Annotated in this window: 39 protein-coding genes; 17 read left to right on the top strand and 22 right to left on the bottom strand. The window is 57.4% G+C overall.

From position 1 onward, the window contains the following. Nucleotides 1–134: 134 nt before the first annotated feature. Nucleotides 135–674: a hypothetical protein gene (locus I9188_RS18420; RefSeq protein ID WP_209505831.1), complete on the bottom strand. Its 540-nt coding sequence runs from the start codon at nucleotides 672–674 to the stop codon at nucleotides 135–137. Between the two features lie 343 nt (nucleotides 675–1017). On the opposite strand from I9188_RS18420, the gene rpsJ reads away from it, so the two are divergent. The 4 genes from rpsJ to I9188_RS18400 are packed head-to-tail and all read left to right on the top strand — an operon-like array spanning nucleotide 1018 to nucleotide 2983. Continuing rightward, a complete protein-coding gene (gene rpsJ / locus I9188_RS18415) occupies nucleotides 1018–1332 on the top strand; it encodes a 30S ribosomal protein S10 (RefSeq protein ID WP_008756422.1) in 315 nt (104 codons plus the stop codon). Nucleotides 1333–1350: 18 nt separating this feature from the next. Next, nucleotides 1351–2076 (top strand): 50S ribosomal protein L3, encoded by a 726-nt coding sequence (rplC, locus tag I9188_RS18410; protein WP_171638102.1) that lies wholly within the window; start codon nucleotides 1351–1353, stop codon nucleotides 2074–2076. Next, entirely contained in the window at nucleotides 2073–2690 is a 618-nt protein-coding gene (gene rplD / locus I9188_RS18405; protein ID WP_209505833.1) for a 50S ribosomal protein L4, read from the top strand. Before rplC ends, rplD begins: the two co-directional genes overlap by 4 nt. Further along, complete coding sequence (locus tag I9188_RS18400) at nucleotides 2687–2983, top strand: 50S ribosomal protein L23 (RefSeq protein ID WP_170609990.1); 297 nt, start codon at nucleotides 2687–2689, stop codon at nucleotides 2981–2983. The genes rplD and I9188_RS18400 overlap by 4 nt, the downstream gene beginning before the upstream one ends. A 281-nt stretch (nucleotides 2984–3264) precedes the next feature. Here I9188_RS18400 and I9188_RS18395 read toward each other — a convergent pair whose 3' ends face one another. The 13 genes from I9188_RS18395 to rpmC all read right to left on the bottom strand — a co-directional run bounded on the left by I9188_RS18395 (nucleotide 3265) and on the right by rpmC (nucleotide 9043). Next, nucleotides 3265–3477 carry a DUF1127 domain-containing protein gene (locus I9188_RS18395; RefSeq protein WP_209505835.1) on the bottom strand — a complete coding sequence of 71 codons (213 nt, stop codon included), beginning with the start codon at nucleotides 3475–3477 and terminating at the stop codon, nucleotides 3265–3267. Between the two features lie 247 nt (nucleotides 3478–3724). Then, a complete protein-coding gene (locus I9188_RS18390; protein ID WP_209505837.1) occupies nucleotides 3725–4552 on the bottom strand; it encodes a VOC family protein in 828 nt (275 codons plus the stop codon). Between the two features lie 134 nt (nucleotides 4553–4686). Next, nucleotides 4687–4875, bottom strand: a complete 189-nt coding sequence (gene rpmD, locus I9188_RS18385) for a 50S ribosomal protein L30 (RefSeq protein WP_170613764.1) — start codon at nucleotides 4873–4875, stop codon at nucleotides 4687–4689. 12 nt (nucleotides 4876–4887) lie between these two features. After that, the gene (gene rpsE, locus I9188_RS18380; protein ID WP_209505839.1) at nucleotides 4888–5457 is read right to left on the bottom strand and encodes a 30S ribosomal protein S5; all 570 of its coding nucleotides are present in this window, start codon (nucleotides 5455–5457) and stop codon (nucleotides 4888–4890) included. Nucleotides 5458–5643: 186 nt separating this feature from the next. Then, nucleotides 5644–6003: a 50S ribosomal protein L18 gene (rplR, locus tag I9188_RS18375; protein ID WP_010437103.1), complete on the bottom strand. Its 360-nt coding sequence runs from the start codon at nucleotides 6001–6003 to the stop codon at nucleotides 5644–5646. 11 nt (nucleotides 6004–6014) lie between these two features. Further along, entirely contained in the window at nucleotides 6015–6548 is a 534-nt protein-coding gene (gene rplF, locus I9188_RS18370) for a 50S ribosomal protein L6 (protein WP_170467582.1), read from the bottom strand. 11 nt (nucleotides 6549–6559) lie between these two features. Then, nucleotides 6560–6952, bottom strand: a complete 393-nt coding sequence (rpsH, locus tag I9188_RS18365) for a 30S ribosomal protein S8 (RefSeq protein ID WP_209505841.1) — start codon at nucleotides 6950–6952, stop codon at nucleotides 6560–6562. 13 nt (nucleotides 6953–6965) lie between these two features. Continuing rightward, entirely contained in the window at nucleotides 6966–7271 is a 306-nt protein-coding gene (gene rpsN / locus I9188_RS18360; RefSeq protein ID WP_010437098.1) for a 30S ribosomal protein S14, read from the bottom strand. Nucleotides 7272–7290: 19 nt separating this feature from the next. Further along, entirely contained in the window at nucleotides 7291–7851 is a 561-nt protein-coding gene (gene rplE, locus I9188_RS18355) for a 50S ribosomal protein L5 (protein WP_209505843.1), read from the bottom strand. Further along, nucleotides 7844–8155, bottom strand: coding sequence for a 50S ribosomal protein L24 (rplX, locus tag I9188_RS18350; protein ID WP_010437096.1), 312 nt, complete (start codon nucleotides 8153–8155; stop codon nucleotides 7844–7846). The genes rplE and rplX overlap by 8 nt, the downstream gene beginning before the upstream one ends. Before the next feature lie 2 nt (nucleotides 8156–8157). Beyond that, a complete protein-coding gene (gene rplN, locus I9188_RS18345; protein WP_011567679.1) occupies nucleotides 8158–8526 on the bottom strand; it encodes a 50S ribosomal protein L14 in 369 nt (122 codons plus the stop codon). 75 nt (nucleotides 8527–8601) lie between these two features. Beyond that, nucleotides 8602–8832, bottom strand: coding sequence for a 30S ribosomal protein S17 (gene rpsQ, locus I9188_RS18340; RefSeq protein WP_209505845.1), 231 nt, complete (start codon nucleotides 8830–8832; stop codon nucleotides 8602–8604). Between the two features lie 4 nt (nucleotides 8833–8836). Next, the gene (rpmC, locus tag I9188_RS18335; protein WP_209505847.1) at nucleotides 8837–9043 is read right to left on the bottom strand and encodes a 50S ribosomal protein L29; all 207 of its coding nucleotides are present in this window, start codon (nucleotides 9041–9043) and stop codon (nucleotides 8837–8839) included. 289 nt (nucleotides 9044–9332) lie between these two features. Here rpmC and I9188_RS18330 point away from each other — a divergent pair, with 289 nt between their 5' ends. Next, nucleotides 9333–9653, top strand: coding sequence for a hypothetical protein (locus I9188_RS18330; RefSeq protein ID WP_209505849.1), 321 nt, complete (start codon nucleotides 9333–9335; stop codon nucleotides 9651–9653). Between the two features lie 122 nt (nucleotides 9654–9775). Here I9188_RS18330 and I9188_RS18325 read toward each other — a convergent pair whose 3' ends face one another. The 8 genes from I9188_RS18325 to I9188_RS18290 form a co-directional block, all read right to left on the bottom strand. Further along, the gene (locus tag I9188_RS18325; protein ID WP_209599703.1) at nucleotides 9776–10390 is read right to left on the bottom strand and encodes a 2OG-Fe(II) oxygenase family protein; all 615 of its coding nucleotides are present in this window, start codon (nucleotides 10388–10390) and stop codon (nucleotides 9776–9778) included. A gap of 235 nt (nucleotides 10391–10625) precedes the next feature. Beyond that, complete coding sequence (rplP, locus tag I9188_RS18320; protein ID WP_170615802.1) at nucleotides 10626–11039, bottom strand: 50S ribosomal protein L16; 414 nt, start codon at nucleotides 11037–11039, stop codon at nucleotides 10626–10628. A 12-nt stretch (nucleotides 11040–11051) separates the two neighbouring features. Beyond that, nucleotides 11052–11762: a 30S ribosomal protein S3 gene (rpsC, locus tag I9188_RS18315; RefSeq protein WP_209505853.1), complete on the bottom strand. Its 711-nt coding sequence runs from the start codon at nucleotides 11760–11762 to the stop codon at nucleotides 11052–11054. Further along, on the bottom strand, nucleotides 11762–12142 hold the full coding sequence (gene rplV, locus I9188_RS18310) for a 50S ribosomal protein L22 (RefSeq protein WP_209505855.1): 381 nt from the start codon (nucleotides 12140–12142) through the stop codon (nucleotides 11762–11764). Before rplV ends, rpsC begins: the two co-directional genes overlap by 1 nt. Before the next feature lie 3 nt (nucleotides 12143–12145). Further along, on the bottom strand, nucleotides 12146–12424 hold the full coding sequence (rpsS, locus tag I9188_RS18305) for a 30S ribosomal protein S19 (protein ID WP_005980699.1): 279 nt from the start codon (nucleotides 12422–12424) through the stop codon (nucleotides 12146–12148). Nucleotides 12425–12427: 3 nt separating this feature from the next. Beyond that, on the bottom strand, nucleotides 12428–13270 hold the full coding sequence (rplB, locus tag I9188_RS18300; protein WP_170531634.1) for a 50S ribosomal protein L2: 843 nt from the start codon (nucleotides 13268–13270) through the stop codon (nucleotides 12428–12430). Between the two features lie 232 nt (nucleotides 13271–13502). Beyond that, the gene (locus I9188_RS18295; RefSeq protein WP_209505857.1) at nucleotides 13503–14549 is read right to left on the bottom strand and encodes an alpha/beta hydrolase; all 1047 of its coding nucleotides are present in this window, start codon (nucleotides 14547–14549) and stop codon (nucleotides 13503–13505) included. Between the two features lie 57 nt (nucleotides 14550–14606). Further along, nucleotides 14607–15053: a pentapeptide repeat-containing protein gene (locus tag I9188_RS18290; RefSeq protein WP_209505858.1), complete on the bottom strand. Its 447-nt coding sequence runs from the start codon at nucleotides 15051–15053 to the stop codon at nucleotides 14607–14609. Nucleotides 15054–15636: 583 nt separating this feature from the next. On the opposite strand from I9188_RS18290, the gene rplO reads away from it, so the two are divergent. The 12 genes from rplO to I9188_RS18230 all read left to right on the top strand — a co-directional run bounded on the left by rplO (nucleotide 15637) and on the right by I9188_RS18230 (nucleotide 26110). Further along, complete coding sequence (rplO, locus tag I9188_RS18285; RefSeq protein WP_209505859.1) at nucleotides 15637–16110, top strand: 50S ribosomal protein L15; 474 nt, start codon at nucleotides 15637–15639, stop codon at nucleotides 16108–16110. 110 nt (nucleotides 16111–16220) lie between these two features. Then, a complete protein-coding gene (secY, locus tag I9188_RS18280) occupies nucleotides 16221–17585 on the top strand; it encodes a preprotein translocase subunit SecY (protein ID WP_209505860.1) in 1365 nt (454 codons plus the stop codon). Further along, nucleotides 17582–18226 carry an adenylate kinase gene (locus tag I9188_RS18275; protein ID WP_209505861.1) on the top strand — a complete coding sequence of 215 codons (645 nt, stop codon included), beginning with the start codon at nucleotides 17582–17584 and terminating at the stop codon, nucleotides 18224–18226. Before secY ends, I9188_RS18275 begins: the two co-directional genes overlap by 4 nt. Nucleotides 18227–18427: 201 nt before the next feature. Then, entirely contained in the window at nucleotides 18428–18796 is a 369-nt protein-coding gene (gene rpsM / locus I9188_RS18270) for a 30S ribosomal protein S13 (protein WP_209505862.1), read from the top strand. A 15-nt stretch (nucleotides 18797–18811) separates the two neighbouring features. Beyond that, entirely contained in the window at nucleotides 18812–19201 is a 390-nt protein-coding gene (rpsK, locus tag I9188_RS18265; RefSeq protein ID WP_170462414.1) for a 30S ribosomal protein S11, read from the top strand. Nucleotides 19202–19315: 114 nt separating this feature from the next. Then, complete coding sequence (locus tag I9188_RS18260) at nucleotides 19316–20332, top strand: DNA-directed RNA polymerase subunit alpha (RefSeq protein WP_209505863.1); 1017 nt, start codon at nucleotides 19316–19318, stop codon at nucleotides 20330–20332. A gap of 175 nt (nucleotides 20333–20507) precedes the next feature. Next, the gene (gene rplQ / locus I9188_RS18255) at nucleotides 20508–20930 is read left to right on the top strand and encodes a 50S ribosomal protein L17 (RefSeq protein WP_209505865.1); all 423 of its coding nucleotides are present in this window, start codon (nucleotides 20508–20510) and stop codon (nucleotides 20928–20930) included. A gap of 109 nt (nucleotides 20931–21039) precedes the next feature. Then, nucleotides 21040–21447 carry a hypothetical protein gene (locus I9188_RS18250; RefSeq protein ID WP_209505867.1) on the top strand — a complete coding sequence of 136 codons (408 nt, stop codon included), beginning with the start codon at nucleotides 21040–21042 and terminating at the stop codon, nucleotides 21445–21447. Between the two features lie 65 nt (nucleotides 21448–21512). Continuing rightward, nucleotides 21513–22898: a trypsin-like peptidase domain-containing protein gene (locus I9188_RS18245; RefSeq protein ID WP_209505869.1), complete on the top strand. Its 1386-nt coding sequence runs from the start codon at nucleotides 21513–21515 to the stop codon at nucleotides 22896–22898. Nucleotides 22899–22901: 3 nt separating this feature from the next. After that, on the top strand, nucleotides 22902–24212 hold the full coding sequence (locus tag I9188_RS18240) for a replication-associated recombination protein A (RefSeq protein ID WP_209505871.1): 1311 nt from the start codon (nucleotides 22902–22904) through the stop codon (nucleotides 24210–24212). Nucleotides 24213–24398: 186 nt separating this feature from the next. After that, a complete protein-coding gene (locus I9188_RS18235; protein ID WP_209505873.1) occupies nucleotides 24399–25442 on the top strand; it encodes an RluA family pseudouridine synthase in 1044 nt (347 codons plus the stop codon). Then, nucleotides 25439–26110, top strand: a complete 672-nt coding sequence (locus I9188_RS18230; RefSeq protein WP_209505876.1) for an HAD-IA family hydrolase — start codon at nucleotides 25439–25441, stop codon at nucleotides 26108–26110. The genes I9188_RS18235 and I9188_RS18230 overlap by 4 nt, the downstream gene beginning before the upstream one ends. Nucleotide 26111: the final 1 nt, after the last annotated feature.

The following is a 26111-nucleotide window of genomic DNA, read 5'->3' as shown; positions in this document are numbered from 1 at the left end:
AGAATAATCCGTAGGCCGGGCTTCAGCCCGGCACATCGGTGAACAAACAAGGGCCGCTCCCTAGGGGGCGGCCTTTTCCCAATCTGGCTACTTTGATCCGTGTTCACATAATTTCAATTCAGGATCGAGTACCTTCAATCAAACTCGGGCACCCATAAACCCTCCCCTCGGCCCCAATGTTGTTTATACACACGGTCCACGCGTTTTGTCGGACAGCAACTTGGATCATCTTCGCGGTAGCTATATCCGGCAATGCGAATATGATTTGCATCCAGAGCTTCAACGGCCTCCAATGCTCTTCCGGGTAATTCGACGAAGTCGACATTCGCAGTAGCCCACAAGTCTACATAAGGTGTTTGAGAACCAAAATCTGAGGCCGTCAATACAACTGGCATGAAGTAAATCGTACCAGATCCAACTACACAACCTACGTCAACCATCGGAAATGCTATGTAGGTTGTACCTTCCAACTCCGTTGCGCCCAGATCCGCTATCAACAGATCCTGCTGATTATCCGCTTCGTACGAGCAGCCGATGGCCTCAACAAATTTGCCTACACTCTCAACAATCTCGGCACGACGGTTGGGTTCTAGCGCTATCGCAACCGATGCACTTGAAAGGACGACAGTACCAGATATTACGGCTGTGACTAGCACGCTTGCTATTCCTCGCATTCTTATTCCTTCTTGGCTAGGGAAGAATTTGTATGAGAAACATTGCTAACAGACTTGGTTTGGGTCTCAATCTAAAAGAGATTAACTTAAGCTAAACAAGCTCAAAAATTGTACCAAGCATTTGCACAATCGTATCGACGTTATTTCAAAGTCTTACGTTTGCACATGGGTTGTAACGTAAAGCCAACTTCCCCCTTGCCAAACCCTACCAACCCCACTAATACGCGCGAGTTCTCAACAAGAACGTCAAGGCGGGGTGATTCCCGCCTTTTGGGTTCGATGAGGGTTGGCGATGCGCGTCTGTCCTCCTCTCAACCCCAACGCCTGATAAAAGGCTGTTATTATGCAAAGCCAAAATATCCGTATTCGGCTGAAGGCATTTGACTATCGCGTTCTGGATGCCAGCACGCAAGAGATCGTCAACACTGCCAAGCGGACCGGCGCGAATGTGCGCGGCCCGATCCCGCTGCCGAACAAGATCGAGAAGTTCACGGTTCTCCGTGGCCCTCACGTTGACAAGAAATCCCGCGACCAGTTCGAGATCCGCACGCACAAGCGTCTGCTCGACATCGTTGATCCGACCCCCCAGACCGTTGACGCGCTGATGAAGCTCGACCTGGCCGCTGGTGTGGACGTCGAGATCAAGCTGCAGTCGTAAGATCGGAGGGTATAGAATATGCGCTCTGGTATTATCGCAAAAAAAGTTGGCATGACCCGCCTGTTCATGGAAGACGGCAAGCAGATCCCTGTGACCGTTCTTCACCTGGACAACCTGCAGGTCGTTGCACAGCGGACCGCTGAAAAAGACGGCTACACCGCCGTTCAGCTGGGCGCTGGTGCTGCCAAGGCAAAACGCACCTCGAAGGCCATGCGCGGCCACTACGCCGCTGCCAAGGTCGAGCCCAAGCGCAAGCTGGCCGAGTTCCGCGTCTCCGAAGATGGCCTGATCGAAGTGGGCGCCGAAATCTCGGCAGAGCACTTCCTGGCCGGTCAGAAGGTTGACGTCTCGGGCACCTCGATCGGTAAAGGCTTTGCCGGTGCGATGAAGCGCCACAACTTCGGTGGTCTGCGCGCCTCGCACGGTGTGTCGATCAGCCACCGCTCGCACGGCTCGACCGGTCAGTGTCAGGATCCGGGCAAGGTGTTCAAAGGCAAGAAGATGGCCGGTCACATGGGTGCTGCCCGTGTTACCACCCAGAACCTCGAGGTTGTCAAAACCGACGCCGACCGTGGTCTGGTCTTCATCAAAGGCGCCGTTCCCGGACCGAAATCGGGCTGGGTCACCGTCAAGGACGCCGTGAAGAAGAAAGCACCGGAAGGCCTGCCTTTCCCGGCTGCTGTGAAATCGGCTGCAACCGAAGCACCTGCGGAAGAAGTATCCGCGGAAGGTGGTGAAGCATGAAACTTGATGTAATCAAACTGGACGGCGGCAAGGCCGGCGACATCGAGCTGGATGCAGACCTGTTCGGCCTCGAGCCGCGCGCGGACATCCTGCACCGTGTGGTCCGTTGGCAGCGCAACAACGCGCAGGCCGGCACCCACAAGGTCAAGACCCGCTCGGAAACCAGCTACTCGACCAAGAAGATCTATCGCCAGAAGGGCACCGGTGGCGCACGCCATGGTGACCGTAACGCGCCAATCTTCCGCAAGGGTGGTATCTACAAGGGCCCGACCCCACGTTCGCACGGCCACGAGCTGCCGAAGAAGTTCCGCAAGCTTGGCCTGCGCCACGCTCTGTCGGCCAAAGCCAAAGCAGGTGAACTGGTTGTGATCGAGAACGCCGAAGCCGAAGGCAAGACCGCCGCACTGGCCAAACAGGTTGCAAACCTGGGCTGGAAACGCGCTCTGGTCATCGACGGCGCGACCGTGAACGAAGGGTTCCTGAAGGCGTCGCGCAACATCGAAGGTCTGGATATCCTGCCGTCGATGGGTGCAAACGTTTATGACATCCTCAAGCGTGACACCCTGGTGCTCACCAAAGCGGCTGTCGAAGCACTGGAGGCTCGTCTGAAATGAGCGCGAAGGCAGAACACTACGACGTGATCCGCAAGCCGATCATCACCGAAAAGTCGACCATGGCGTCCGAAAATGGCGCGGTTGTCTTTGAAGTGGCGATCGAAAGCAACAAGCCGCAGATCAAAGAGGCCGTTGAGGCACTGTTTGGTGTGAAGGTCAAAGCGGTGAACACCACCGTGACCAAAGGCAAGGTCAAGCGGTTCCGCGGCCAGTTGGGCCGTCGGAAAGACGTCAAGAAAGCATACGTGACCTTGGAAGAGGGTAACACAATCGACGTAAGCACCGGTCTCTGATCCAACGCTTACAGTGACATTTTTCGGCCCCGGTGGATCATTCCTCCGGGGCCGATTTCGTTTCAGGCGTCAAATCTTTGGGTTTGCGCGTCAGGGCAGTGCGGTCACACGCCCTCCAGCGGTCGCTCAGGGCGATTCTGGCGTCAACAGCACTTGGGCCGCATAAACAGCCATCGGACCCTCTGACGGCCTCTGAGCGGCCTGCACGCGGGGCCGGGCCTGCAACAGGCATAGAAAAGGCGCCCTAAGGCGCCTTTGGGTCGTTTCAATTGTGTGAGTGGTTACGAGCAATATACGTGCCGGTGCGCGATATCTGCGATGTCGCAGCGGCGGATGCCGATATCGTCCAGCTCACGGTTGCTCAGACGCTGCAACTCGGTATAGGTGCGCTGATACTCAGCAGCACGTGCGCGGGCTGTTTTGATCCGTGTGATCATGTCAGCGATCCGGGTGCCGAAGTTGAAGCCGGTATGGGTCAGTGTCGCAGTTGTCATCTCTGTATTCCTTTCTCGTATCAGGGCGTATTCCCTGACGTTTCCTTTTGAGTTCCTTCATTGGACAAGGCAGAGATAGGAGCGTTTGCTATCGCTAACAACGCAGATTTTGGTCTAGCCGGTATGCATGCGGCGAATAACATTCGCGGGTTGGCTTGTTCGTAGCCTGGTTCCTATTCCTATTGGCATGGATTTTGCAGCTGACCTGCAGGTCGACGCGATGGCCATCTGCGGTTTGCAGCGACCTTTAGTTTGCTCCTAAAACCGGACCGACCTGATGAAATGCAAAATAAAGCCCCGTCGGGTCGCGAAATACACGCGGTGCATGCTGCGCGCTATTCCGTGATCGAACACGCACTTCGGACGCTCCAAGCGTCAAAGCATCACGTACCGCATTCTCGATAGCAGTGACCTTAATTCCAGGTAGCCAGGCGCATCTTTCACGTATCTTTTTATCTGGTGAAGCAACCACAGGAATATGTGAAAGCCACTGACCTGGCCCGGCCGCGCCCGTGCCATCTGTCTTCGAAGATGTTCGATCAAACAACGATTGGTAGAATTCGACTGGAAACTCCGGGCCTTCGCTCAGATAAACCTCTGTTGTGAACTGTTGTGTAGGTATCGGGTAATCGTGTTGTGAAACGGAAATGCCAAACCTGGCCCCTAATGGGTCCAACAATAGGCAGTTTCGCCCGACGCCGGGCACATCAAAGGGGCGTCGAATGATGCGCGCGCCCAGCTTCTCGGCCCGCTTTGAATATTTATCGACATCGGGAACTTCGAAATAGGGAAGCCAGCCGGCATCAAAACCCGCTGGAGTTTTGGTCAATCCACTTCCGGCTTCCCCATTCAGAAGAGCAAGAGTGAACTCCCCTTTTCCCTGGCCCCAGACATAGTCTTCGGTGCTTTCCTTAATGAAATCCCACAACGCTACACGGCCATAGAAAGCCTCGGAAGCGTTCAGATCAGGCGTAAAGAGGTCATGCCATACGATCCGTCCTGTCTTATCCGCACTCACTTCAAGAACCTCCTGCGTGGAACACGCTGGGTAGTTCATCACAACCCAATTGGTCATTGATGCAGATCAATCAGAACACGCCGCTCCTGCGATCCGGGTTGGAAAAAGGAAACCCCAAGATACTAAAGTGCCAACAAAAAACGCCCCCGATTTGACCGGAGGCGTTTTTATTCTTTCCGATGAAGGCGGGCTTAACCGCGCTCTTCGACGATCTCAACCAGATGCGGGATCTTGCGGATCATGCCGCGCACCGAAGGAGTATCCTCCAGCTCACGGGTTTTGTGCATCTTGTTCAGGCCCAGGCCGATCAGGGTTGCGCGCTGTTCGGCGGGGCGACGGATCGGCGAACCGACCTGTTTGACGACGATGGTTTTTGCCATGACGTGCTCTCCTTATGCTTCTGCTTCAGCAGCAGCCGGTGCGTCGTCCCGCTTGGGCAGGATGTCAGCAACCTTTTTGCCACGACGTGCGGCAACCGAACGCGGGCTCTGCTCTTTCTGCAGGCCGTCGATGGTGGCGCGGATCATGTTGTAGGGGTTCTGCGAGCCCAGCGACTTGGAGACAACGTCCTTGACACCCAGCATTTCGAACACGGCACGCATCGGACCACCGGCGATGATACCGGTACCTTCAGGCGCAGCGCGCATAACCACTTTACCGGCGCCGTGACGGCCCTCGATGTCGTGGTGCAGGGTCCGACCTTCGCGCAGCTGTACGCGGATCATCTGACGCTTGGCTTGCTCAGTCGCCTTGCGGATGGCTTCAGGTACTTCTTTCGCTTTACCCTTGCCAAAGCCGACGCGGCCTTTCTGATCGCCGACAACCACCAGAGCGGCGAAGCCAAAGCGCTTACCACCTTTTACGGTTTTCGACACGCGGTTGATTGCGACCAGGCGATCTGCAAATTCCGGTGTTTCTTCACGGTCGCGGCCACGGCCCCGACGGTTTTCACGTTCTGCCATTTGGCATCCCTTTTCCTCTAGAGGCGCTCGCGGCGCCAATTACTCAATCGAAGTGAACCCGCGAATGACATTCCGGGGCTCCCCGATCATCGAGGCGGGCGGACCCGCCTTCAAAGTGCCGGTGCCGGGCTGAAGCCCGGCCTACGGCGTCGTTTCCGGTAGGCCGGGCTTCAGCCCGGCACACCATCAGATCTTCAGACCACCTTCACGCGCAGCGTCGGCGACAGCCTTCACTTTGCCGTGGAACAGGAAGCCGCCACGATCGAAATAGGCCTCTTCGACGCCTGCCTTCTTGGCACGCTCGGCGATGGCCGCGCCGACTTTCGTCGCCGCTTCGACGTTGTTCTTGCCAACAACACCCAGATCTTTTTCCAGGGTCGAGGCCGAGGCCAGGGTCACGCCACGTACGTCGTCGATCAGCTGAACAGAGATGTTCTTGTTCGAACGGTGTACGGACAGGCGCGGACGACCCGCGTTGACCTTGCGAAGTTTGTTCCGAACGCGCAGGCGGCGCTTCAGAAACAGGGTTCTTTTGCTGTTTGCCATTGTCTGCGTCCTTACTTCTTCTTGCCTTCCTTGCGGAAGATGAACTCGCCCTTATAGCGGATGCCCTTGCCTTTGTACGGCTCGGGGCGGCGCCACTCGCGGATTTTGGCCGCGGTTTCGCCCACCAGCTGCTGGTCGATACCTTCCACAACGATCTCGGTCTGCTTCGGTGCGGTGATGGTGACACCTTCCGGAGCTGTGAAATCAACATCGTGGCTATAGCCCAGGTTCAGCTTCAGGGTGTTGCCCTGCATCTGCGCCCGGTAACCAACACCCTGGATCTCCAGCTCTTTTTTGAAGCCTGTGGTCACACCGGTTACCAGATTGGCAACCATGGTGCGGCTCATGCCCCACTGCTGGCGGGCACGCTTGGACATGCCGCGAGGGTCGATCTTGACCACGTTGTCTTCAACCGACAGCGTCACGTCGTCGGTGGCGGTGAAGCTGCGGGTGCCTTTCGGACCTTTGACTTCGATGGTCTGACCCGACACAGAGGCGGTTACGCCGCTGGGCAGCTCGACCGGTTTTTTACCAATACGAGACATTGCAGACCTCCTTAGAAGACGGTGCAGAGCACTTCGCCGCCAACATTGTTGGAGCGAGCGTTTGCGTCCGACATCACACCTTTCGGAGTGCTGACAATCGACACGCCCAGACCCTGACGGACCTGCGGGATGTCATTGACGCCCATGTATACGCGGCGACCGGGTTTCGAAACCCGCTTCAGTTCGCGAATGACAGGGGTGCCTTCGTAGTATTTCAGGCTGATTTCGATGGCCGGATGACCGTTTTCACCGGTCGTCTTTTCATAGCCACGGATGTAACCTTCGTCCGCCAGCACGTCCAGAACCCAAACACGCAGCTTCGACGCCGGAGTGGATACGGTGGACTTGCCGCGCATTTGCGCGTTGCGGATACGGGTGAGCATATCGCCGATAGGATCATTCATATCTATGTCTCCCTTACCAGCTCGATTTCACCATGCCGGGGATCTGACCAGCAGAACCCAGCTCGCGCAGCGCGATACGGCTGACCTTCAGCTTACGATAGTAAGCGTGGGGACGACCGGTCAGCTGACAACGGTTGTGCAGACGGGTAGCCGAGCTGTTGCGCGGCAGTTTCGCCAGTTTCAGACGCGCCTTGAAGCGCTCTTCCATCGGCTTGCTTTCGTCATTCGCGATTTCTTTCAGCTCGGCACGCTTTGCGGCATATTTGGCCACCAGGCGTTCGCGCTTCTTCTCGCGTTCGATCATTGCTTTCTTAGCCATGTCTCAATCCTCCCGGCGCTTACGCGTTGAACGGCATGTTGAATGCTTTCAACAGTGCCTTTGCTTCAGCGTCGGTTTTCGCTGTGGTGGCAATTACGATATCCAGGCCCCAGACCTCGTCGACCTTGTCGAAGTCGATTTCCGGGAACACGATGTGCTCTTTCATGCCCATGGCAAAGTTGCCACGACCGTCGAAAGAGGGCTTAACACCGCGGAAGTCACGAATACGCGGCATCGCGATCGTGATCAGACGATCCAGGAATTCGTACATCCGGTCACCGCGCAGGGTCACTTTCGCACCCAGCGGCATGTCTTCCCGGACGCGGAAACCCGCGATCGATTTCTTTGCCTTGGTTGCAACGGCCTGTTGACCGGCAATCGCAGTCAGATCCTCGACAGCAGCTTTCGCTTTCTTCGAGTCTTTGACGGCCTCAGCACCACAACCGATGTTCAGAACGATTTTTTCCAGCTTGGGCAGCTGCATGTCGTTCTTGTAGCCGAACTCTTCTTTCAGAGCGGCACGGATGGTCTCGGCGTACTGCGCTTTCAGGCGCGGGGTGTAAGTTGCGTTATCAAGCATCGATCACGTCCCCTGTGGTCTTGGCAAACCGCACCTTCTTGTCACCTTCCATACGGAAGCCAACGCGGGTTGCTTTGCCGTTCTTATCCAGCAGTGCCAGGTTCGACAGCTCGATCGGGTTTGCCTGAGGCAGGCGACCACCTTGCGAGGTTTGCGACTGGCGGGTGTGGCGGATGGCGATGTTGATACCATCGACAACAGCTTTACCGGCTTTGGGGTCAACCGAGGTGATAGTCCCCTCTTTGCCCTTGTCCTTGCCGGCCAGCACGACGACCTTGTCGCCTTTGCGGAGTTTAGCAGCCATGATTACAGCACCTCCGGAGCCAGCGAGATGATTTTCATGAAGTTCTTCGCGCGCAGTTCACGAACAACGGGGCCAAAGATACGGGTACCAATGGGCTCGTTGTTGTTGTTCAGGATGACGGCGGCGTTGCGATCGAAACGGATCGCGGTGCCGTCTTCGCGACGGACTTCTTTGGCGGTGCGTACGACGACGGCCTTGCGGACGTCACCTTTCTTTACGCGGCCGCGCGGGATGGCTTCCTTCACCGAGACGACAATGATGTCGCCAACAGAGGCGTATTTACGCTTGGAACCACCCAGGACCTTGATGCACTGAACTCGGCGTGCGCCAGAGTTGTCAGCGACATCCAGATTGGTCTGCATCTGGATCATGTGGTTTCTCCCGACCTGTGGGGGCTGTTCTGATTAAATCCCCCAGGGTTTCGACAAATGAAAAATCCCGGAAGCTTACGCTTCCAGAACTTCCCAACGTTTCGTCTTCGATTTCGGCGCGCATTCGATGATGCGTACGGAGTCGCCGACCTTGAAGGCGTTCTTTTCGTCATGAGCCCGGTATTTCTTGGACTTACGAACGGTTTTGTGCAGCAGCGGGTGCTTGAAACGGCGCTCGACCAGCACGGTGATGGTCTGTTCGTTGGCGTCGCTGGTCACGGTGCCTTGCAGGATACGCTTGGGCATCTGATTACTCCTCGGATGCCGCGGCAGCGGCCTTTTCGTTCAGGATGGTTTTGACGCGGGCAGCGTTGCGGCGGGCCGCTTTGATGCCAGCAGTGTTTTCCAGCTGACCGGTTGCCTGTTGAAAGCGCAGGTTAAAGCTTTCTTTCTTCAGGTTGACCAGTTCCTCGCGGAGCTGATCAGGGGTCTTGTCACGCAGTTCTTGGGCGTTCATCGCCTTTTTCCTTTGCTCAAAACACCAGAAGGCCCCGTACTCGGGTCACCTTTGACCTGGTGGATGAATGATAGACATACGAATCGCCCGACAACGCCGGGAGACCGCAAGATGCCGCTCTATAGGGGTTTGGGGGGTGGGTGGCAAGAGGAAGTTTGGGCAAGTGCACAATGTTCGTGAAGCCTGAGCCTGACGCGAGTTGCTTGCTCTATGTTCACTTATAGCTTGCACGACCAAAACAGCACAAGTAGCTAGGAACCGCAAATGTTATTTCAAAGTGAGTAACGTAATGAAAAATGTACTCTTTGCCACTGCGCTGACATTAATTGCAGGTTCTGCGCAAGCCCAAGCGATTTCCGGTGACAAGGTTTGCAGCAAGGCGAATGCTGACAGCCGTTTGAACGGTATGTCCGTCGAACAGTGCCTCTGCTTGGCGGGTATCGCCCAGAAGAACATGTCCCCGGAACTTTACGAATTGTGGGCGCAGGCAATGTATTATGGGGAATCTCGAGAAAAGGAGATGGTCGCGCTCAAGCAATCCCAAAACAAAACCGTGAACCAAATGAAAAAGACAAAGCGCCAGTCACAAAAAAAATGTGGTATCAAGTGAATCTGTGATTAGAGCCGGTTTAGCAGCTAATTAGCAGCTAACGGCGATGTAACTGCTTAATCCACTACCATTTTGCCGAGCGATCTCTGAAGCATCTTTGGATCGCTCACAAACGCTCACTCCTACTTATAGTTGAAACTCACTGAAATCCGCTCTTCCTCGGCCATGTTCATCGGCACCTCGTGGCGCAGCCAGCTTTCCCATAGCAGGACATCGCCCACCTGCGGCTTCATATAGATGAAGGGCTGCAAATCGCGTCGCCCGCCCTTCAGCCGTGTCGGCGCGGCCATCATGCGGCCTGAGCGCGGGTCTTCCAGCTTCAGCGCGCTCGCGCCTTCGGGCATCGCCACATAGGTGGTGCCGGAAATCACACTGTGCGGATGCAAGTGGCTGGAATGCATGCCGCCTTCGGGCAGGATGTTGATCCACAGATCTTCCAGCTTCAACTTACCCTCGCCCAGATCAAACTCCAGATCCTTGGCAAAAGCCGCCACATGGCTGTCCAGCGCCTTGACCAGATCGGCGAATATCGGAAACCGCCAGGGCAGGTCGGTCAGCGAGGCATAGCTGGTGTAACCGGGATAGCCGTTTTCTTCGCACCAGTCCTGACCGGCCTCGTCATCCTCGGCGATGACAAGGCACGAGCTTTCCAACTCCTCCGCATCGATCGGGGGACCGAATTCGGACAAAGAGGCACGATAGAGGCGGGTGACGAAGAGTGATTCAATCTGTGGCATGGCGCCGTCTTAACCCAGCCGCGTGGCGAAGGCGATGGCTGTTTTGCGAGGCTCTGCCTCGCGCTCCGGGATATTTGCAGCCAGATGAAGAGTGGATCCCCTGCTTCATCTGGCCCAAAATATCCCGGGGGAGGCGCGCGGCACGCGCGGCGGGGGCAGAGCCCCTGACGAAAAACCCCCGCCGGTGGTCCGACGGGGGTCAATCTTGTCACGAGCGGGGGTGCCCCCGGATCGCTTACCAGTCTTCGCGAACCACGACGCGGGTCTTGATCGGCAGCTTCATCGCAGCCAGGCGCAGGGCCTCGCGGGCGATGTCGTCATTGACGCCGTCGATCTCGAACATCACGCGACCGGGCTTGACCTTGCAAACCCAACGGTCGACCGAACCCTTACCTTTACCCATACGAACTTCGATCGGCTTTGCCGTAACCGGAGTGTCGGGGAAGATGCGGATCCAGACACGGCCCTGACGCTTCATGTGACGCGTCATGGCACGACGTGCAGCTTCGATCTGGCGTGCGGTTACACGCTCAGGCTCAATCGCTTTCAGGCCGTAGGTGCCAAAGTTCAGATCAGAGCCGCCCTTGGCTTCGCCCTTGATCCGGCCTTTGTGCATCTTGCGGAATTTTGTACGCTTTGGTTGAAGCATATCTTTCCCTCCTTAGCGACGACCGCCACCAGCACCACGAGGTGCAGGGCCGTCCTGGAGTTCCTGTGCTTTACGGTCACGTGCCTGCGGATCGTGCTCCATGATCTCCCCTTTGAAGATCCAGACCTTGATCCCGATGATCCCGTAGGGGGTCATCGCCTCGGCATGTGCGTAATCGATGTCGGCGCGCAGAGTGTGCAGCGGCACACGGCCTTCGCGGTACCATTCGGTCCGTGCGATTTCGGCACCACCTAGACGGCCAGCGACGTTCACCCGGATACCCAGGGCGCCCATGCGCATGGCGTTCTGTACGGCACGCTTCATCGCGCGGCGGAACGAAACACGGCGTTCCAGCTGCTGAGCGATCGACTCGGCAACCAGCTGACCGTCAAGCTCGGGCTTGCGCACTTCGACGATGTTCAGGTGCAGTTCGCTGTCGGTCATCGCAGCCAGCTTCTTGCGCAGAACTTCGATGTCTGCACCTTTCTTGCCGATGATGACACCCGGACGTGCGGTGTGGATCGTAACGCGGCACTTTTTGTGCGGACGTTCGATGATCACACGGGCAACACCGGCCTGCTTGCACTCTTTCTGGATGAACTCACGAATCTTGAGGTCTTCCAGCAGAAGATCACCGTAGTCCTTGGTATCTGCGTACCAGCGGCTGTCCCAGGTGCGGTTGACCTGAAGGCGCATGCCGATCGGATTGACTTTATGTCCCATTAGGCTTGCTCCTCAACTTGACGCACCTTGATGGTGATCTCCGAGAACGGCTTCATGATCTTGCCGAAACGGCCACGGGCACGCGGGCGACCGCGCTTCATGACCAGGTTCTTGCCAACCCAGGCTTCGGCGACGATCAGCTCGTCAACGTCCAGGTTGTGGTTGTTTTCGGCATTCGCGATTGCGGACTGCAGGCACTTCTTGACGTCCTGAGCGACACGCTTGTTCGAGAAAGTCAGGTCGGTCAGGGCCTTCTCGACTTTCTTGCCGCGGATCATAGCTGCTACCAGGTTCAGTTTCTGCGGGCTGGTGCGAAGCATGCGCGTTTTCGCCATTGCTTCGTTTTCAGCCACGCGGCGGGGGTTCTTTTCCTTGCCCATGACTTACTTCCGCTTCGCTTTTTTGTCTGCGGCGTGGCCATAATAGGTCCGGGTCGGTGAATATTCACCGAACTTCTGACCGATCATGTCTTCCGAGACGTTTACCGGGATATGCTTCTGGCCGTTGTACACACCAAAGGTCAGACCCACGAACTGGGGCAGGATGGTGGAACGACGCGACCAGATCTTGATGACTTCGTTGCGGCCCGACTCGCGCGCTGCTTCGGCTTTTTTCAGCACGTAAGCATCGACGAAAGGACCCTTCCAAACAGAGCGAGACATGGATTAACGTCCCTTCTTCTTGGCGTGCCGCGAGCGGATGATCAGCTTCTGGGACGCTTTGTTCTTGTTGCGGGTACGCTTACCCTTGGTGTCCTTACCCCACGGAGTAACCGGCGTACGGCCACCCGAGGTACGACCCTCACCACCACCATGCGGGTGATCGATCGGGTTCATTGCAACACCACGAACCGACGGACGAACGCCCTTGTGGCGCATACGACCGGCTTTACCGAGGTTCTGGTTGCTGTTGTCGGGGTTGGACACGGCACCGATGGTGGCCATGCATTCCTGACGGACCATGCGCAGCTCGCCCGAGCTCAGACGGATCTGAGCGTAACCGCCATCGCGGCCCACGAATTGCGCGTAAGTACCAGCCGCACGTGCGATCTGACCGCCTTTGCCAGGCTTCATCTCGATGTTGTGGACGATGGTACCGATGGGCATGCCAGAGAACGGCATTGCGTTGCCCGGCTTGATATCGGCCTTTGCCGACGCGATGACCTTGTCACCAACAGCCAGACGCTGCGGAGCCAGGATATACGCCTGCTCGCCGTCTTCGTATTTTACCAGTGCGATGAACGCGGTCCGGTTCGGGTCATATTCGATCCGCTCGACGGTTGCCGCGACATCAAATTTGTTCCGTTTGAAGTCAACGATCCGGTAGAGACGCTTTGCGCCACCGCCGCGGCGGCGTGAAGTGATCCGTCCGGTGTTGTTCCGGCCGCCCGATTTGGTCAAACCCTCTGTAAGAGACTTGACCGGACGTCCTTTCCAAAGCTCCGAACGGTCGATCAGCACCAGCCCGCGCTGGCCCGGCGTCGTCGGCTTGTACGACTTGAGTGCCATGCTTTCTGTCTTCCGTTTAGCAAGTGCAGGGGAGGTCCCCCGCTATGTGATAGGCCCCCGTAGGTGCCAAAGGTATAGGGCCCCGAAGGTCCCCGGTTGCAAAATATCTAAGGCCCCGGAACGAATCCGAGGCCGCAAGATTGGGAGCGTTTAACAGGGTTGGGGGTGGGTGTCTATAGGGGTGGATGCTTCAAATCCAATAATTCTTAGCGAGTTTTCAAACATCAATTTGCTACTCTTTTAGTCGCCAAAAGCTTACTCCCCCCCAGTTTATCGATTCGATTGTGAAACGATCATCTGGCGGCGTCCCCTTTTTCAGAAGATCAAAAATATCTCCAAGAACAGCGCGACTCGTCCCGACATATCCATGCTGGGCATCACCAAGGTCTAAGTTGTTCACGAGAACTGTGTCCAAACCGCTCATCACAAAGGTTGGAGGAGTAATACCCACCCTCGGAAAACTGTGTAACCAACCTGAGAGCTTCAAAGCTTTGTCTCGATTTGAAATGTAGGAAGTCGCCCTTGTCGCTCCAAGGACGGCTGGCTTCCCCAAATTCGGCATGAGTGCTGTGTCAACATCAGCGGCAGCCAAAATCACCTGATCGACAGCACCGAGAACGCTCTTTCGATCAATTGAAAGCACTTCCAGAGCGCCCAAGAGGCATCGACAGCCCATGCTATGCGCAACAAGATTCACACCCGGCCCAACCCCTGATGTAACGAACTTTTCTATGAAGTTCGCTAGGAAATACTTACTCGCCTCCACAGCAGCTTCATCTGTTTTGTACCTTAAGTATTTGCCCTTGGATGGCCAACTGAACAGCCCAACACCTTGACCGATTCCCAGATCGTAACCGATTTGAGCCGCGCGAAGCACTGCATTTTCAAACGTGTTATTGTATCCGTGGACAAAAATTGTTGGCTTTTGTTTGATCTTCATTTTGTTTGCGCCAGTTCGCACAAACTCAAAAAACAGTTCTTCGTTTAGTGAAATAAGGTGCGACATACGCAACCTGTCATCTTGCAAATTTAGCAATCTACGAAATATCGACGAACCCAGCGACCCTACTCTGTGCCCTTCGGGCACTATAACCTCACAGACACCAAAACGAAGTTCATCGTCATGCTCTCCAGAGAAGTCCGAGAGAACTCCACGCTCATAGATAGGCTGCCGGTTAGTTCCGAAGAACACATCGTATTTGTTTTTGGCGGTTCGCTTGTCCTCTTTGAATTGGCCAGATTGTTTTTCTGATGAGTAAGAAGCTGATCGCTCGCTCAACGCAGCGCGATAGGCTGCGCTTGACGTAAAAACGCTATTTGCATTGACGGCTAACCGCTAAGTTTGGATGGCAGTCAGTTCAACCGCGATAAACACGGCACCCTGTGCAGACGAAGATGAAAAGTCTACGCCCGTTATATCAGCATTCTCAAACCTTGCTTTGTCAAACAAGGACCTGTTTGCGTGCGCGCCCAATAGCTTTGAGCCCCTAAAACTCGCGCCGGAGAAATTCGAAAGGCTTAGGTTAGCCTCTATCATGTTCGCGCCGTCGAACTTTGCCCCCGCAAAGTTGAGGTCAGACAAATCGGCAGCAGAAAGATTAGAACCTGAAAGATCTATCCTTTCAAAAAACCTTGAAGTCTTAGGCGCATCGCGAAAGTCAGGTGGAAGAAGATCGAAGAACCGTATTCCGGAAAGATCAGGTGCAAATTTCACACGCTTTCGGCGATAGTTCCAGTTCGCAACGCCTTCTTTCAACCAATTTACATGCCATTCGTTTGCCATTTTATCCTTTAAACGTAATGAACTCTCAAACTTTCGCCATAATTGAACCCGCCAATCAACCTGTCAACATAGGCCTGCGCAAACAACGACTTGGGCACAAAAATGACCGCCATAGCGGGCCCATTTACCTCTCTCCAAAGGCGGGTCCGATCAAAGACCGTCAAACCCGTCGATGACACCCCCGCTTCCAAAGAAACATATACCCTCTCAACCCCCATCTACTCCCAACCCAAGCGCACATCAAAACCAAAGCCCGCCGCGCCAGCGACTGCCCGTCCCGGCGGGCTGGCGCTTTGGGGGCCTTTGCGCCTCGCTCAAACTTCCCACGTATCTGGCACCATAAAGCGCGCTGATCAGCCGTTACTGCGCCACCCCTCGGGCCGTCACCGGCGCGGCGTGCGCGCTGACCTGTTGGAAACGCCCTCTGTGCCGGGTCCATCCCATCCCAAATCGCAGGCTTGCCAAGCCCTGCCATCGGGCCTATACGCCTGCGGTGGCTTTTGGGCCGCGAGAATCAAAACCAAGAAATGCCGTGTTTGGCCCATCACGCTTCGGGGGTCATATCCGGCTTAGGAGAAGCGAAATGAAACTGAACGAATTGCGCGACAATCCTGGCGCCGCCCCGAAACGCACCCGCGTTGGCCGTGGTCCGGGTTCCGGCAAAGGTAAAATGGGTGGCCGTGGTATCAAAGGCCAGAAATCCCGCTCGGGTGTGGCCATCAACGGCTATGAAGGCGGTCAGATGCCCTTGTACCAGCGTCTGCCCAAGCGTGGCTTCAACAAGCCCAACCGCAAGGCATTCGCCGTTATCAATCTGGGTCTGATCCAGAAATTCGTCGACGCCGGCAAGCTGGACGCCAAAGCTGCGATCACCGAGGATGCACTGGTTGCGTCCGGTCTGGTCCGTCGCAAACTGGACGGCATCCGCGTTCTGGCCAAAGGCGAGATCAGCGCCAAGGTGAACCTGGAAGTGACCGGTGCGTCGAAAGCTGCTGTCGAGGCAGTTGAAAAAGCGGGCGGTTCACTGAAAGTCACAAAAGCCGCTGCGGCAGAGTAAGCGCTTGTGAGCGGGCAAAGACCCGCTTACATAGACTTCAGAGTTTTCCAAGACGCCGTCCGAGCCGGAAAACGGTTCCGGGCGGCGTTTGCATAAGAGAGACCGACTTTATGGTATCAGCAGCAGAACAAATGGCAGCCAACACAAGCTGGGCTGCCCTTGGCAAGGCCACCGATCTGCGCAACCGCATCCTGTTCACGCTGGGTTTGCTGATCGTCTATCGTCTGGGCACCTTCATTCCGGTGCCGGGGATCGACGGAGCAGCATTGCGCGAGTTCATGGAACAGGCGGGGCAGGGCATCGGCGGCATGGTTTCGATGTTTACGGGCGGGGCGCTTGGCCGAATGGGCATCTTTGCCCTTGGCATCATGCCCTATATCTCGGCCTCGATCATCGTGCAGCTGCTGACATCGATGGTCCCCGCGCTCGAACAGCTCAAGAAAGAGGGCGAGCAGGGCCGCAAGAAGATTAACCAATACACCCGTTTCGGCACCGTGGCACTGGCCACCGTGCAGGCCTACGGTCTGGCCGTGTCGCTGGAATCGGGCGATCTGGCGACCGATCCGGGCCTGTTCTTCCGCATGTCGACCATGATCACGCTGGTTGGTGGCACCATGTTCCTGATGTGGCTGGGTGAGCAGATCACCGCGCGCGGCATCGGCAACGGTATCTCTCTGATCATTTTCGTCGGCATCATCGCCGAGGTTCCCGCCGCCCTGGCGCAGTTCTTCGCGTCGGGCCGTTCGGGCGCAATCAGCCCCGCTGTGATTGTTGGCGTGATCGTGATGGTGATTGCCGTCATCATGTTCGTGGTCTTCATGGAACGGGCGCTGCGAAAGATCCATATCCAGTACCCGCGCCGTCAGGCCGGGATGAAAATCTACGAAGGTGGCTCCAGCCACCTGCCGGTCAAGGTCAACCCCGCGGGCGTGATCCCGGCGATCTTTGCCAGCTCGCTACTGCTGCTGCCGGTGACGATCTCGACCTTCTCGTCGGGCGCTGCAAACGGGCCGGTCATGTCGTGGCTGCTGGCCAATTTCGGCCCCGGGCAGCCGCTGTATCTGCTGTTCTTCGCGTCGATGATCGTGTTCTTTGCGTATTTCTACACGTTCAACGTGTCGTTCAAGCCGGATGATGTGGCGGACAACCTGAAAAAGCAGAACGGGTTCGTGCCCGGTATCCGCCCCGGCAAGAAAACCGCCGAGTATCTGGAATACGTGGTCAACCGCGTGCTGGTGCTGGGTTCGGCCTATCTGGCCGCCGTCTGTCTGCTGCCTGAAATCCTGCGGGGCCAATTTGCCATCCCGTTCTATTTCGGCGGCACCTCGGTTCTGATTATCGTCTCCGTGACCATGGATACGATCCAGCAGGTTCAGAGCCATCTTCTGGCGCACCAATACGAAGGGCTTATCGAAAAGTCTCAACTGCGCGGCAAAAGCAAGAAACGCGGCAGGAAGGGACCCTCTCGTCGATGAATATCATTCTGTTGGGCCCCCCAGGGGCAGGGAAAGGAACGCAGGCGCGTCATCTGGTTGAAACACGCGGCATGGTGCAGCTCAGCACGGGCGACATGCTGCGCGAAGCCAAGACCTCGGGCACCGAGATGGGCCGCAAGGTTGCGGCGATCATGGACGCGGGCAAGTTGGTCACCGATGAAATCGTGATCGGCCTGATCGAAGAGAAACTGACCACCGAAACAGGCGCCGGTTTCATCTTTGACGGCTTTCCCCGAACGCTGGCGCAGGCCGATGCGCTGGCCGCTCTGCTGACCAAGCTGGGCCAGTCGCTGCACACCGTGATCGAGATGCGCGTTGATGACGACGCGCTGGTGGGCCGGATCACCGCACGCTCAACCTGCGGCGGATGTGGTGAAGTCTATAACGACAACACCAAGCCGATCCCGGCGGATGGCAAATGCACCAATTGCGGAAAGGAAAATGACTTCCAGCGCCGCGCCGATGACAACGAAGACAGCCTGCGCACGCGCCTGATGGAATACTACAAGAAGACGTCTCCGCTGATTGGCTATTACTACGCCAAGGGCGATCTGCGCCCCGTGAACGGGCTGGCGGATATCAAGGAAGTGACGGCCTCGATCGAGGCGATACTGGGTTGACCGAAAGTTGGGGCTTGACGGCCCCACCAAAAGCCCATATCGACCCCCATCCCTAAAGGGAATCAAGACCGCATGCGGGATTCGTCCCAATTGCCCCGACCACCTCGAATAATACTGGACCCTCTGGCGTCACTGCCACGGTAAAGTGTTGTGAAAAAAGGTTCCGGAGTTACGGAACCGCAACAAAAAGGAAAGTGACACGTGGCACGTATTGCCGGCGTAAACATCCCGACTGCAAAGCGGGTTCCAATCGCCCTCACATATATCACCGGTATCGGCAACACCTCGGCCAACGCAATCTGCGAAGCCGTGGGCATTGAAGCGCACCGCCGCGTCAATGAACTGTCGGATGCCGAAGTTCTGGCCATCCGCGAACATATCGACGCCAACTACACCGTCGAAGGTGACCTGCGTCGCGAAGTTCAGATGAACGTCAAGCGTCTGATGGACCTGGGCTGCTATCGCGGTCTGCGTCACCGCCGCAACCTGCCGGTTCGCGGTCAGCGTACCCACACCAACGCTCGTACTCGCAAAGGCCCCGCAAAGGCCATTGCCGGTAAGAAGAAATAAGGGAGGGTCTGACCGATGGCACGCGATAAGACTCGCATCAAGCGCAAAGAGCGCAAGAACATCGCATCGGGCGTTGCCCATGTGAACTCGACCTTCAACAACACCAAGATCCTGATCTCGGACGTACAGGGCAACGCCATCTCGTGGTCGTCTGCCGGTACCATGGGCTTCAAGGGATCGCGGAAATCTACTCCGTATGCCGCGCAGATGGCTGCGGAAGACGCAGGCAAGAAAGCGCAGGAACATGGCGTCAAGACGCTGGAAGTCGAAGTTCAGGGCCCCGGTTCGGGTCGTGAATCGGCTCTGCGTGCGCTGGCTGCCGTGGGCTTCAACATCACGTCGATCCGCGACGTGACCCCGATTGCTCACAACGGCTGCCGTCCGCCGAAGCGTCGTCGCGTCTAAGCGATCTGGAATTAAGCTGGGGCTGTGTTTTTGCACGGCCCCAGCACGTCATTTTGAACCTCGGGCGTCTGCACCTTGTTGGTCATGGGGCGCGGGCAGGAATGGAGGGATTACATGATCCACAAGAATTGGGCAGAATTGATCAAGCCGACCCAGCTGGAAGCCAAGCCGGGCAACGACCCTGCGCGTCAGGCGACACTGGTTGCCGAACCGCTGGAACGTGGTTTTGGTCTGACCCTGGGCAACGCCCTGCGTCGCGTTTTGATGAGCTCGCTGCAAGGCGCGGCCATCACCAGCGTCCAGATCGACAACGTCCTGCACGAGTTCTCGAGCGTGGCGGGTGTGCGTGAAGACGTCACCGACATCATCCTGAACCTCAAGCAGGTTTCCTTGCGCATGGAAGTCGAAGGCCCCAAGCGCCTGTCGATCAATGCCAAAGGCCCGGCAATAGTTACGGCTGGTGACATCAGCGAAAGCGCAGGTATCGAGGTTCTGAACCGCGATCACGTCATCTGTCACCTGGATGACGGCGCCGACCTGTTCATGGAGCTGACCGTCAACACCGGCAAGGGTTACGTTTCGGCTGAAAAGAACAAGCCGGAAGATGCGCCCATCGGTCTGATCCCGATCGACGCGATCTATTCGCCGGTCAAGAAAGTCGCCTATGACGTGCAGCCGACCCGCGAAGGCCAGGTTCTGGACTATGACAAACTGACCCTGAAGATCGACACCGACGGTTCGATCACCCCCGAGGATGCACTGGCCTACGCCGCGCGCATCCTGCAGGATCAGCTTTCGATCTTCGTCAACTTCGATGAGCCGGAATCGGCTGGTCGTCAGGACGAAGACGATGGTCTGGAGTTCAACCCGCTGCTGCTCAAGAAAGTGGACGAGCTGGAACTGTCGGTCCGTTCGGCAAACTGCCTGAAGAACGACAACATCGTCTATATCGGCGACCTGATCCAGAAGACCGAAGCCGAGATGCTGCGCACCCCGAACTTCGGCCGCAAGTCGCTGAACGAGATCAAGGAAGTGCTGTCCGGCATGGGTCTGCACCTCGGCATGGATGTCGAGGACTGGCCGCCCGACAACATCGAAGATCTGGCAAAGAAATTCGAAGACGCGTTCTAAGCATCTTCGACTGCGGCGGCGGGGCCAACCTGCCGTCGCAGGTTTTGTACATTTTGGACCAATGGGGTCTGAAAGCCTGTACAAAACGTACAATCCGGGCAATCCCGCCCCAAGGTGAGCTTCTGACACGCATCGGAAGCCGGACAAAGCAAAACGCGAAAGAAGGAATTGAAAAATGCGTCACGCACGTGGTTACCGCCGCCTGAACCGTACTCATGAGCACCGCAAGGCTCTGTTTGCAAACATGGCTGGCTCGCTCATCGAACATGAGCAGATCAAGACAACTCTGCCCAAGGCAAAAGAACTGCGCCCGATCATCGAAAAACTGGTCACTCTGGGCAAGCGCGGCGACCTGCACGCCCGCCGTCAGGCCGCAGCACAGCTGAAAGAAGACAAAGATGTCACCAAGCTGTTCGAAGTTCTGGGCCCCCGCTATGCCGAGCGTCAGGGCGGTTATGTCCGCATCCTGAAAGCAGGCTTCCGCTATGGTGACATGGCTCCGATGGCGATCATCGAATTCGTCGATCGCGACATTGATGCCAAAGGCGCCGCGGACAAAGCCCGTATTGCTGCTGAAGAAGCCGAAGCCGAAGAATAAGCACTAAGGTCATCGACCTGATGCGCCTGCCCGAGCAATCGGGCAGGCTTTTTTGTGCCTCAGCCAGCCGATTGTCAACATACGGTTTGTCCATTAAGTTCAAACCGTTATGGCAAAGAAACCTGCAACTGGATACTCGGGCAAACCGCTCTGGGCGAAACTGGGGTTCAAACCCGGATACACGGTCCGTACGCTCAACGCCCCTGTCCATTATCCCAACCTGACAGCAGGTGCCGACGGTGTTCTGTTCGATCCTGCAGCCGATCCCGCGGATGCAGTTCACATGTTCCTGAACCACCCGGGCCAGATCGCTGAATTGGCCGCTGAGCAAATCGCCCACATACGGAGCGGAGGAATGCTGTGGGTCTTCTGGGCCAAGAAATCTTCGCCCCTGCATGCTGGCGTGACCGAGGATATGCTGCGCAGTGAAATCCTGCCGCTGGGCTGGGTCGACGTGAAGGTTTGCGCGGTTGATGCCGATTGGTCCGGGCTCAAGTTCCTGCGCCGCCGAAGCTGAGCGCGCGGCTTGCATTTGTCGCCTTTGCCCCGCATATCCCAAGGATAATCTAATCCGGAGCCCCCATGATCCGCGCATCCTTTATCTCTCTTATGCTTGTCATGGCCCTGCCAGCATTTGCCGAAACCCGCGTCCCGCAATCGCAGTCCGAAATCTCTCTGGGCTTTGCTCCGGTGGTCAAAAAGGCCTCGCCTGCGGTGGTGAATATCTACGCCAAGATCGTGCGGCAGGGGCGGGCCAGCCCGTTTTACTCGGACCCGTTCTTTCGGGATTTCTTTGGCGGAAGCCTGGGAACGCCGCAGCCGCGGGTTCAGAACTCGCTGGGTTCCGGGGTCATCCTGTCTGAAGATGGCTACGTTGTGTCCAACTACCATGTTGTAGGCTCGGCGACCGAGATCAGAGTCGTGACAACCGACCGACGCGAGTTTTCTGCCACGGTCGTACTGGGGCACGAAGAAAGCGACATTGCGATCCTGCGTCTGGAAGAGGCGCAAGACCTGCCCTACCTGACCCTGCGCGATTCCGATCAGGTCGAGGTTGGCGAACTGGCCCTTGCCATCGGCAACCCGTTCGGGGTGGGGCAGACGGTGTCCTCTGGTATCATCTCGGGCTTGGCGCGCACAGGTACGGCGACAGGCAATGCACGCGGGTATTTCATTCAGACAGATGCAGCGATCAACCCGGGCAACTCCGGTGGAGCGCTGATTGATGTGAACGGGGACCTGATCGGGATCAACACCTCTATTCTGACACGCTCGGGCGGGTCGAATGGCATCGGTTTTGCCATCCCCGCAAATCTTGTGGCCGAGTTTCTGAAACAGGCGCAGCAGGGCAATGACAGTTTTGTCAGCCCCTGGGCAGGCATGACCGGTCAACATATGAGCGCGGATATTGCTGAATCCCTTGGTCTTGCCATCCCGCTGGGTGTTGTCATCTCGGACCTGCATGACCTTAGCCCGCTGCGTGAGGCGGGGCTCAAGGTGGGGGACGTCGTGACCCATGTGGACGGGGACGAAGTGAACTCGCCAGCCGAGATGAAGTTTCGCATGTCCGTAGCGGGGGTGGGGGGAACATCGGTTCTGACACGGCTGCGCGGCACCCAGAGCGAAGAGGTTGAGGTGGCACTGATCAAAGCGCCGGAAACCCCCGCCGCTGAAAAGACGACATTGGATGAAGACACTGTCCTGCCGGGGCTGGTGGTGTCCCGCGTCAACCCTGCGGTGATCTCCGATATGGGCTTGCCACTGTCCCAGACAGGTGTCGTTGTTGTTGATCCCGGCCCCTATGGTGGACGCGCGGGTTTGCGATCGGGGGATATTCTTGAAAGCATCAATTCCAATGACATCGAACGTCCTGGGGATGTGGAGAATGCGCTGACAGATCCGGGTCGTCGCGTGCAGATGGGTCTTCTGCGCGGTGGTCGGTCAGTCTCATTGCGGTTCCGGCTGTAACCCGTGAGCGATCTGTTCGATACCGGGCCAACGGAACCCACCGCTGCGCCACACCGTCCCCTGGCGGACCGGTTGCGCCCGCAGTCACTGGCCGAGGTCATCGGTCAGGAACAGGTTCTTGGCCCGGATGCACCGCTGGGGGTCATGCTGGCGTCAGGCAGCCTGTCCAGCCTGATCTTCTGGGGGCCGCCCGGTGTCGGCAAGACAACGATCGCACGGTTGCTGGCGCAGGAAACCGATCTGCAATTCGTTCAGATCAGTGCGATTTTCACCGGTGTTCCGGATTTGAAGAAGGTTTTCGAAGCGGCCAAGATCAGGCGCCAGAACGGGCAGGGGACCTTGCTGTTCGTGGACGAGATACACCGCTTCAACAAGGCGCAGCAGGACGGGTTTCTGCCGCATATGGAGGACGGCACGATCCTTCTGGTCGGGGCAACGACCGAGAACCCGTCCTTTGAGCTGAACGCCGCCGTTCTCAGCCGGTCGCAGGTTCTGGTGCTGGAACGGCTTGGCCTTTCCGATCTTGAACGCCTGACCCAGCGCGCCGAAAAAGAGCTGGACCGCGCGCTGCCGTTGACACCCACAGCCCGCGATGCGTTGCAGGAAATGGCCGATGGGGACGGACGGGCTTTGCTGAACCTGATCGAACAGGTTTCGGCTTGGAAGGTTGAAGCGCCGTTGGACACGGACGCGCTGTCGACGCGTCTGATGCGGCGGGCGGCGAAATATGACAAGTCGGGCGATGAACATTACAACTTGATTTCAGCCCTGCACAAATCGGTACGCGGGTCCGACCCGGACGCGGCGCTGTACTGGTTCGCGCGAATGCTGACAGGGGGCGAAGACCCGCGCTATCTGGCGCGTCGGATCACACGGATGGCGGTCGAGGATATCGGCCTGGCCGATCCGCAGGCACAGGCCATTTGCCTACAATCCTGGGAAACGTATGAGCGGCTCGGCTCTCCCGAAGGTGAGCTGGCGCTGGCGCAGGCGCTGGTCTATCTGGCCCTGGCCCCGAAATCCAACGGTGCTTATGTCGGCTATAAGGCAGCGATGCGGCTGGCCAAGCAATCGGGCAGCGAGCCACCGCCCAAACATATCCTGAATGCCCCTACATCAATGATGAAGGATCAGGGATATGGTGCCGGCTATGCGTATGACCATGACGCCGAAGACGGGTTTTCCGGTCAGAACTATTTTCCCGAAACAATGAAACGCCCGGTTCTGTATCAACCGGTCGAGCGCGGATTCGAGCGTGAGCTGAAAAAGCGCCTCGATTACTTCGCCAAGCTTCGGACCCAGCGCAACAGCTAGGCTGGCTGGGAATGTATTGATCGTGCCGAGAAGTGGCGGGCGGTGCTGAGCCCCCTCGAACGCCAAAGGTTCCTGTCTGATACCTTGACTCTTGCCGCGTTGCGCGCGAGAGACCCCCATGATTTCCGGGACACGGACAAAGACACAATCCGGGCGGATCACCCGCGCGGCGCAAGGGGCAATGGCATGAGTGGCGTACAGATGATTACAGTCGCTGAAGGGGACGGCGATCAGCGTGTGGACCGCTGGTTGCGCCGCCTGTTCCCGCATGTCAGCCAGGGCCGCATCGAAAAGATGTGCCGCAAGGGAGAACTGCGTGTGGATGGCAGCCGGGCCAAGGCCTCGACCCGATTGGAGGTCGGGCAGGTGGTTCGTGTACCGCCATTGCCGGGGCCTGATCACAAACCGGTTGAGGTTAAGCATCGTATCTCGGATGCGGATGCCAAGATGATCCAGTCCTGCGTGATCTACCGTGATGATCACATTCTGGCCCTGAACAAACCGCAGGGCCTGCCGGTACAGGGCGGCAGCGGGCAGACCCGGCATGTCGACAGCCTGTCCGAGGCGTTGCGGTTTGGGTATGACGAAAACCCGCGTCTGGTTCACCGCCTGGACAAGGACACGTCAGGAGTTCTGCTGCTGGCCCGCACGCGCGAAGCCGCAAAGGGGCTGACAGCCGCTTTCCGCCACCGCGATACACGCAAGATTTACTGGGCGCTGGTTGCAGGTGTCCCCACGCCATATCTGGGTGAAATCAAGACGGGTCTTGTGAAAGCAGCTGGTCATGGCGCGCATGGCGAGGGTGAAAAGATGATCCCCGTCCATATGAACGAGATCGACAGCACCCCCGGTGCGAAACGGGCACATACACATTATGCGACCCTCTACCGCGTGGCCGGACGCGCCGCTTGGGTCGCGATGGAGCCAATCACGGGCCGCACCCACCAACTGCGCGCGCATATGGCAGCGATCGGTCATCCGATCATCGGCGACGGCAAATACGGTGGCTCGGGGCAGGAAAACCTGGGTGATGGCTGGGGCGCGCAACTGGGTGGAATCATCAGCAAAAAGCTGCATCTGCACGCGCGGCGACTGTCATTCCTGCATCCGATAACGCGCAAACCGGTAACGGTGACTGCGCCCTTGCCGGAACATATGAAACACAGCTGGGACACCTTCGGCTGGACCGAGGATCTGGCCGCCGACGACCCGTTTGAGGCGCTGCAATGAGCGCACCCCTACGGCTGGTTTTGTTTGATGTCGATGGCACTCTGGTCGACAGTCAGGGCAGTATCGTTCACGCCATGACCACCAGCTTTCAGGCCGCTTCGGTCCCTGTACCGACGCGAGAGGTGATCCTGTCCATCGTCGGGCTGTCCCTGCCACATGCCATCGCACGATTGGTGCCGGACCAACCTTCCTCGGTACAGAACGATCTCGTTGAAGGGTACAAGGAAGCTTATCACGCGCATCGCTTGGATTTGGGCGCTGCCAGCTCTCCGCTCTATCCCGGTGCGAGAGAGGCGATTGAAGCTTTGCACGCCGTGCCCGAAGTGCTTCTTGGGGTGGCAACCGGCAAATCCCAGCGCGGGCTTGATGCGTTGATCGAAGTGCATGGGCTTGAGCGCTACTTCGTCACCCGGCAGGTCGCCGACCACCATCCGTCGAAGCCGCATCCGTCCATGGTGCAGGCCGCGTTGGCCGAGACCGGTGTCGAACCCGACTGCGCGGTGATGGTCGGCGATACAAGCTATGACATGGACATGGCCGCCGCTGCCGGGGTGCGCGGCATCGGCGTGGCATGGGGATACCATGATCGGTCTGCTTTGACCTCGGCCACCTGCATGATTGAGACCTTTGACCAGTTGCCCACTGCGCTGGCCGGGATATGGAACTGAA

Origin of the sequence: Ruegeria sp. HKCCSA071 (genome assembly GCF_017872555.1) — a bacterium.
GTDB lineage: Bacteria > Pseudomonadota > Alphaproteobacteria > Rhodobacterales > Rhodobacteraceae > Ruegeria.
This window is presented reverse-complemented; position numbering and strand designations above follow the sequence as displayed.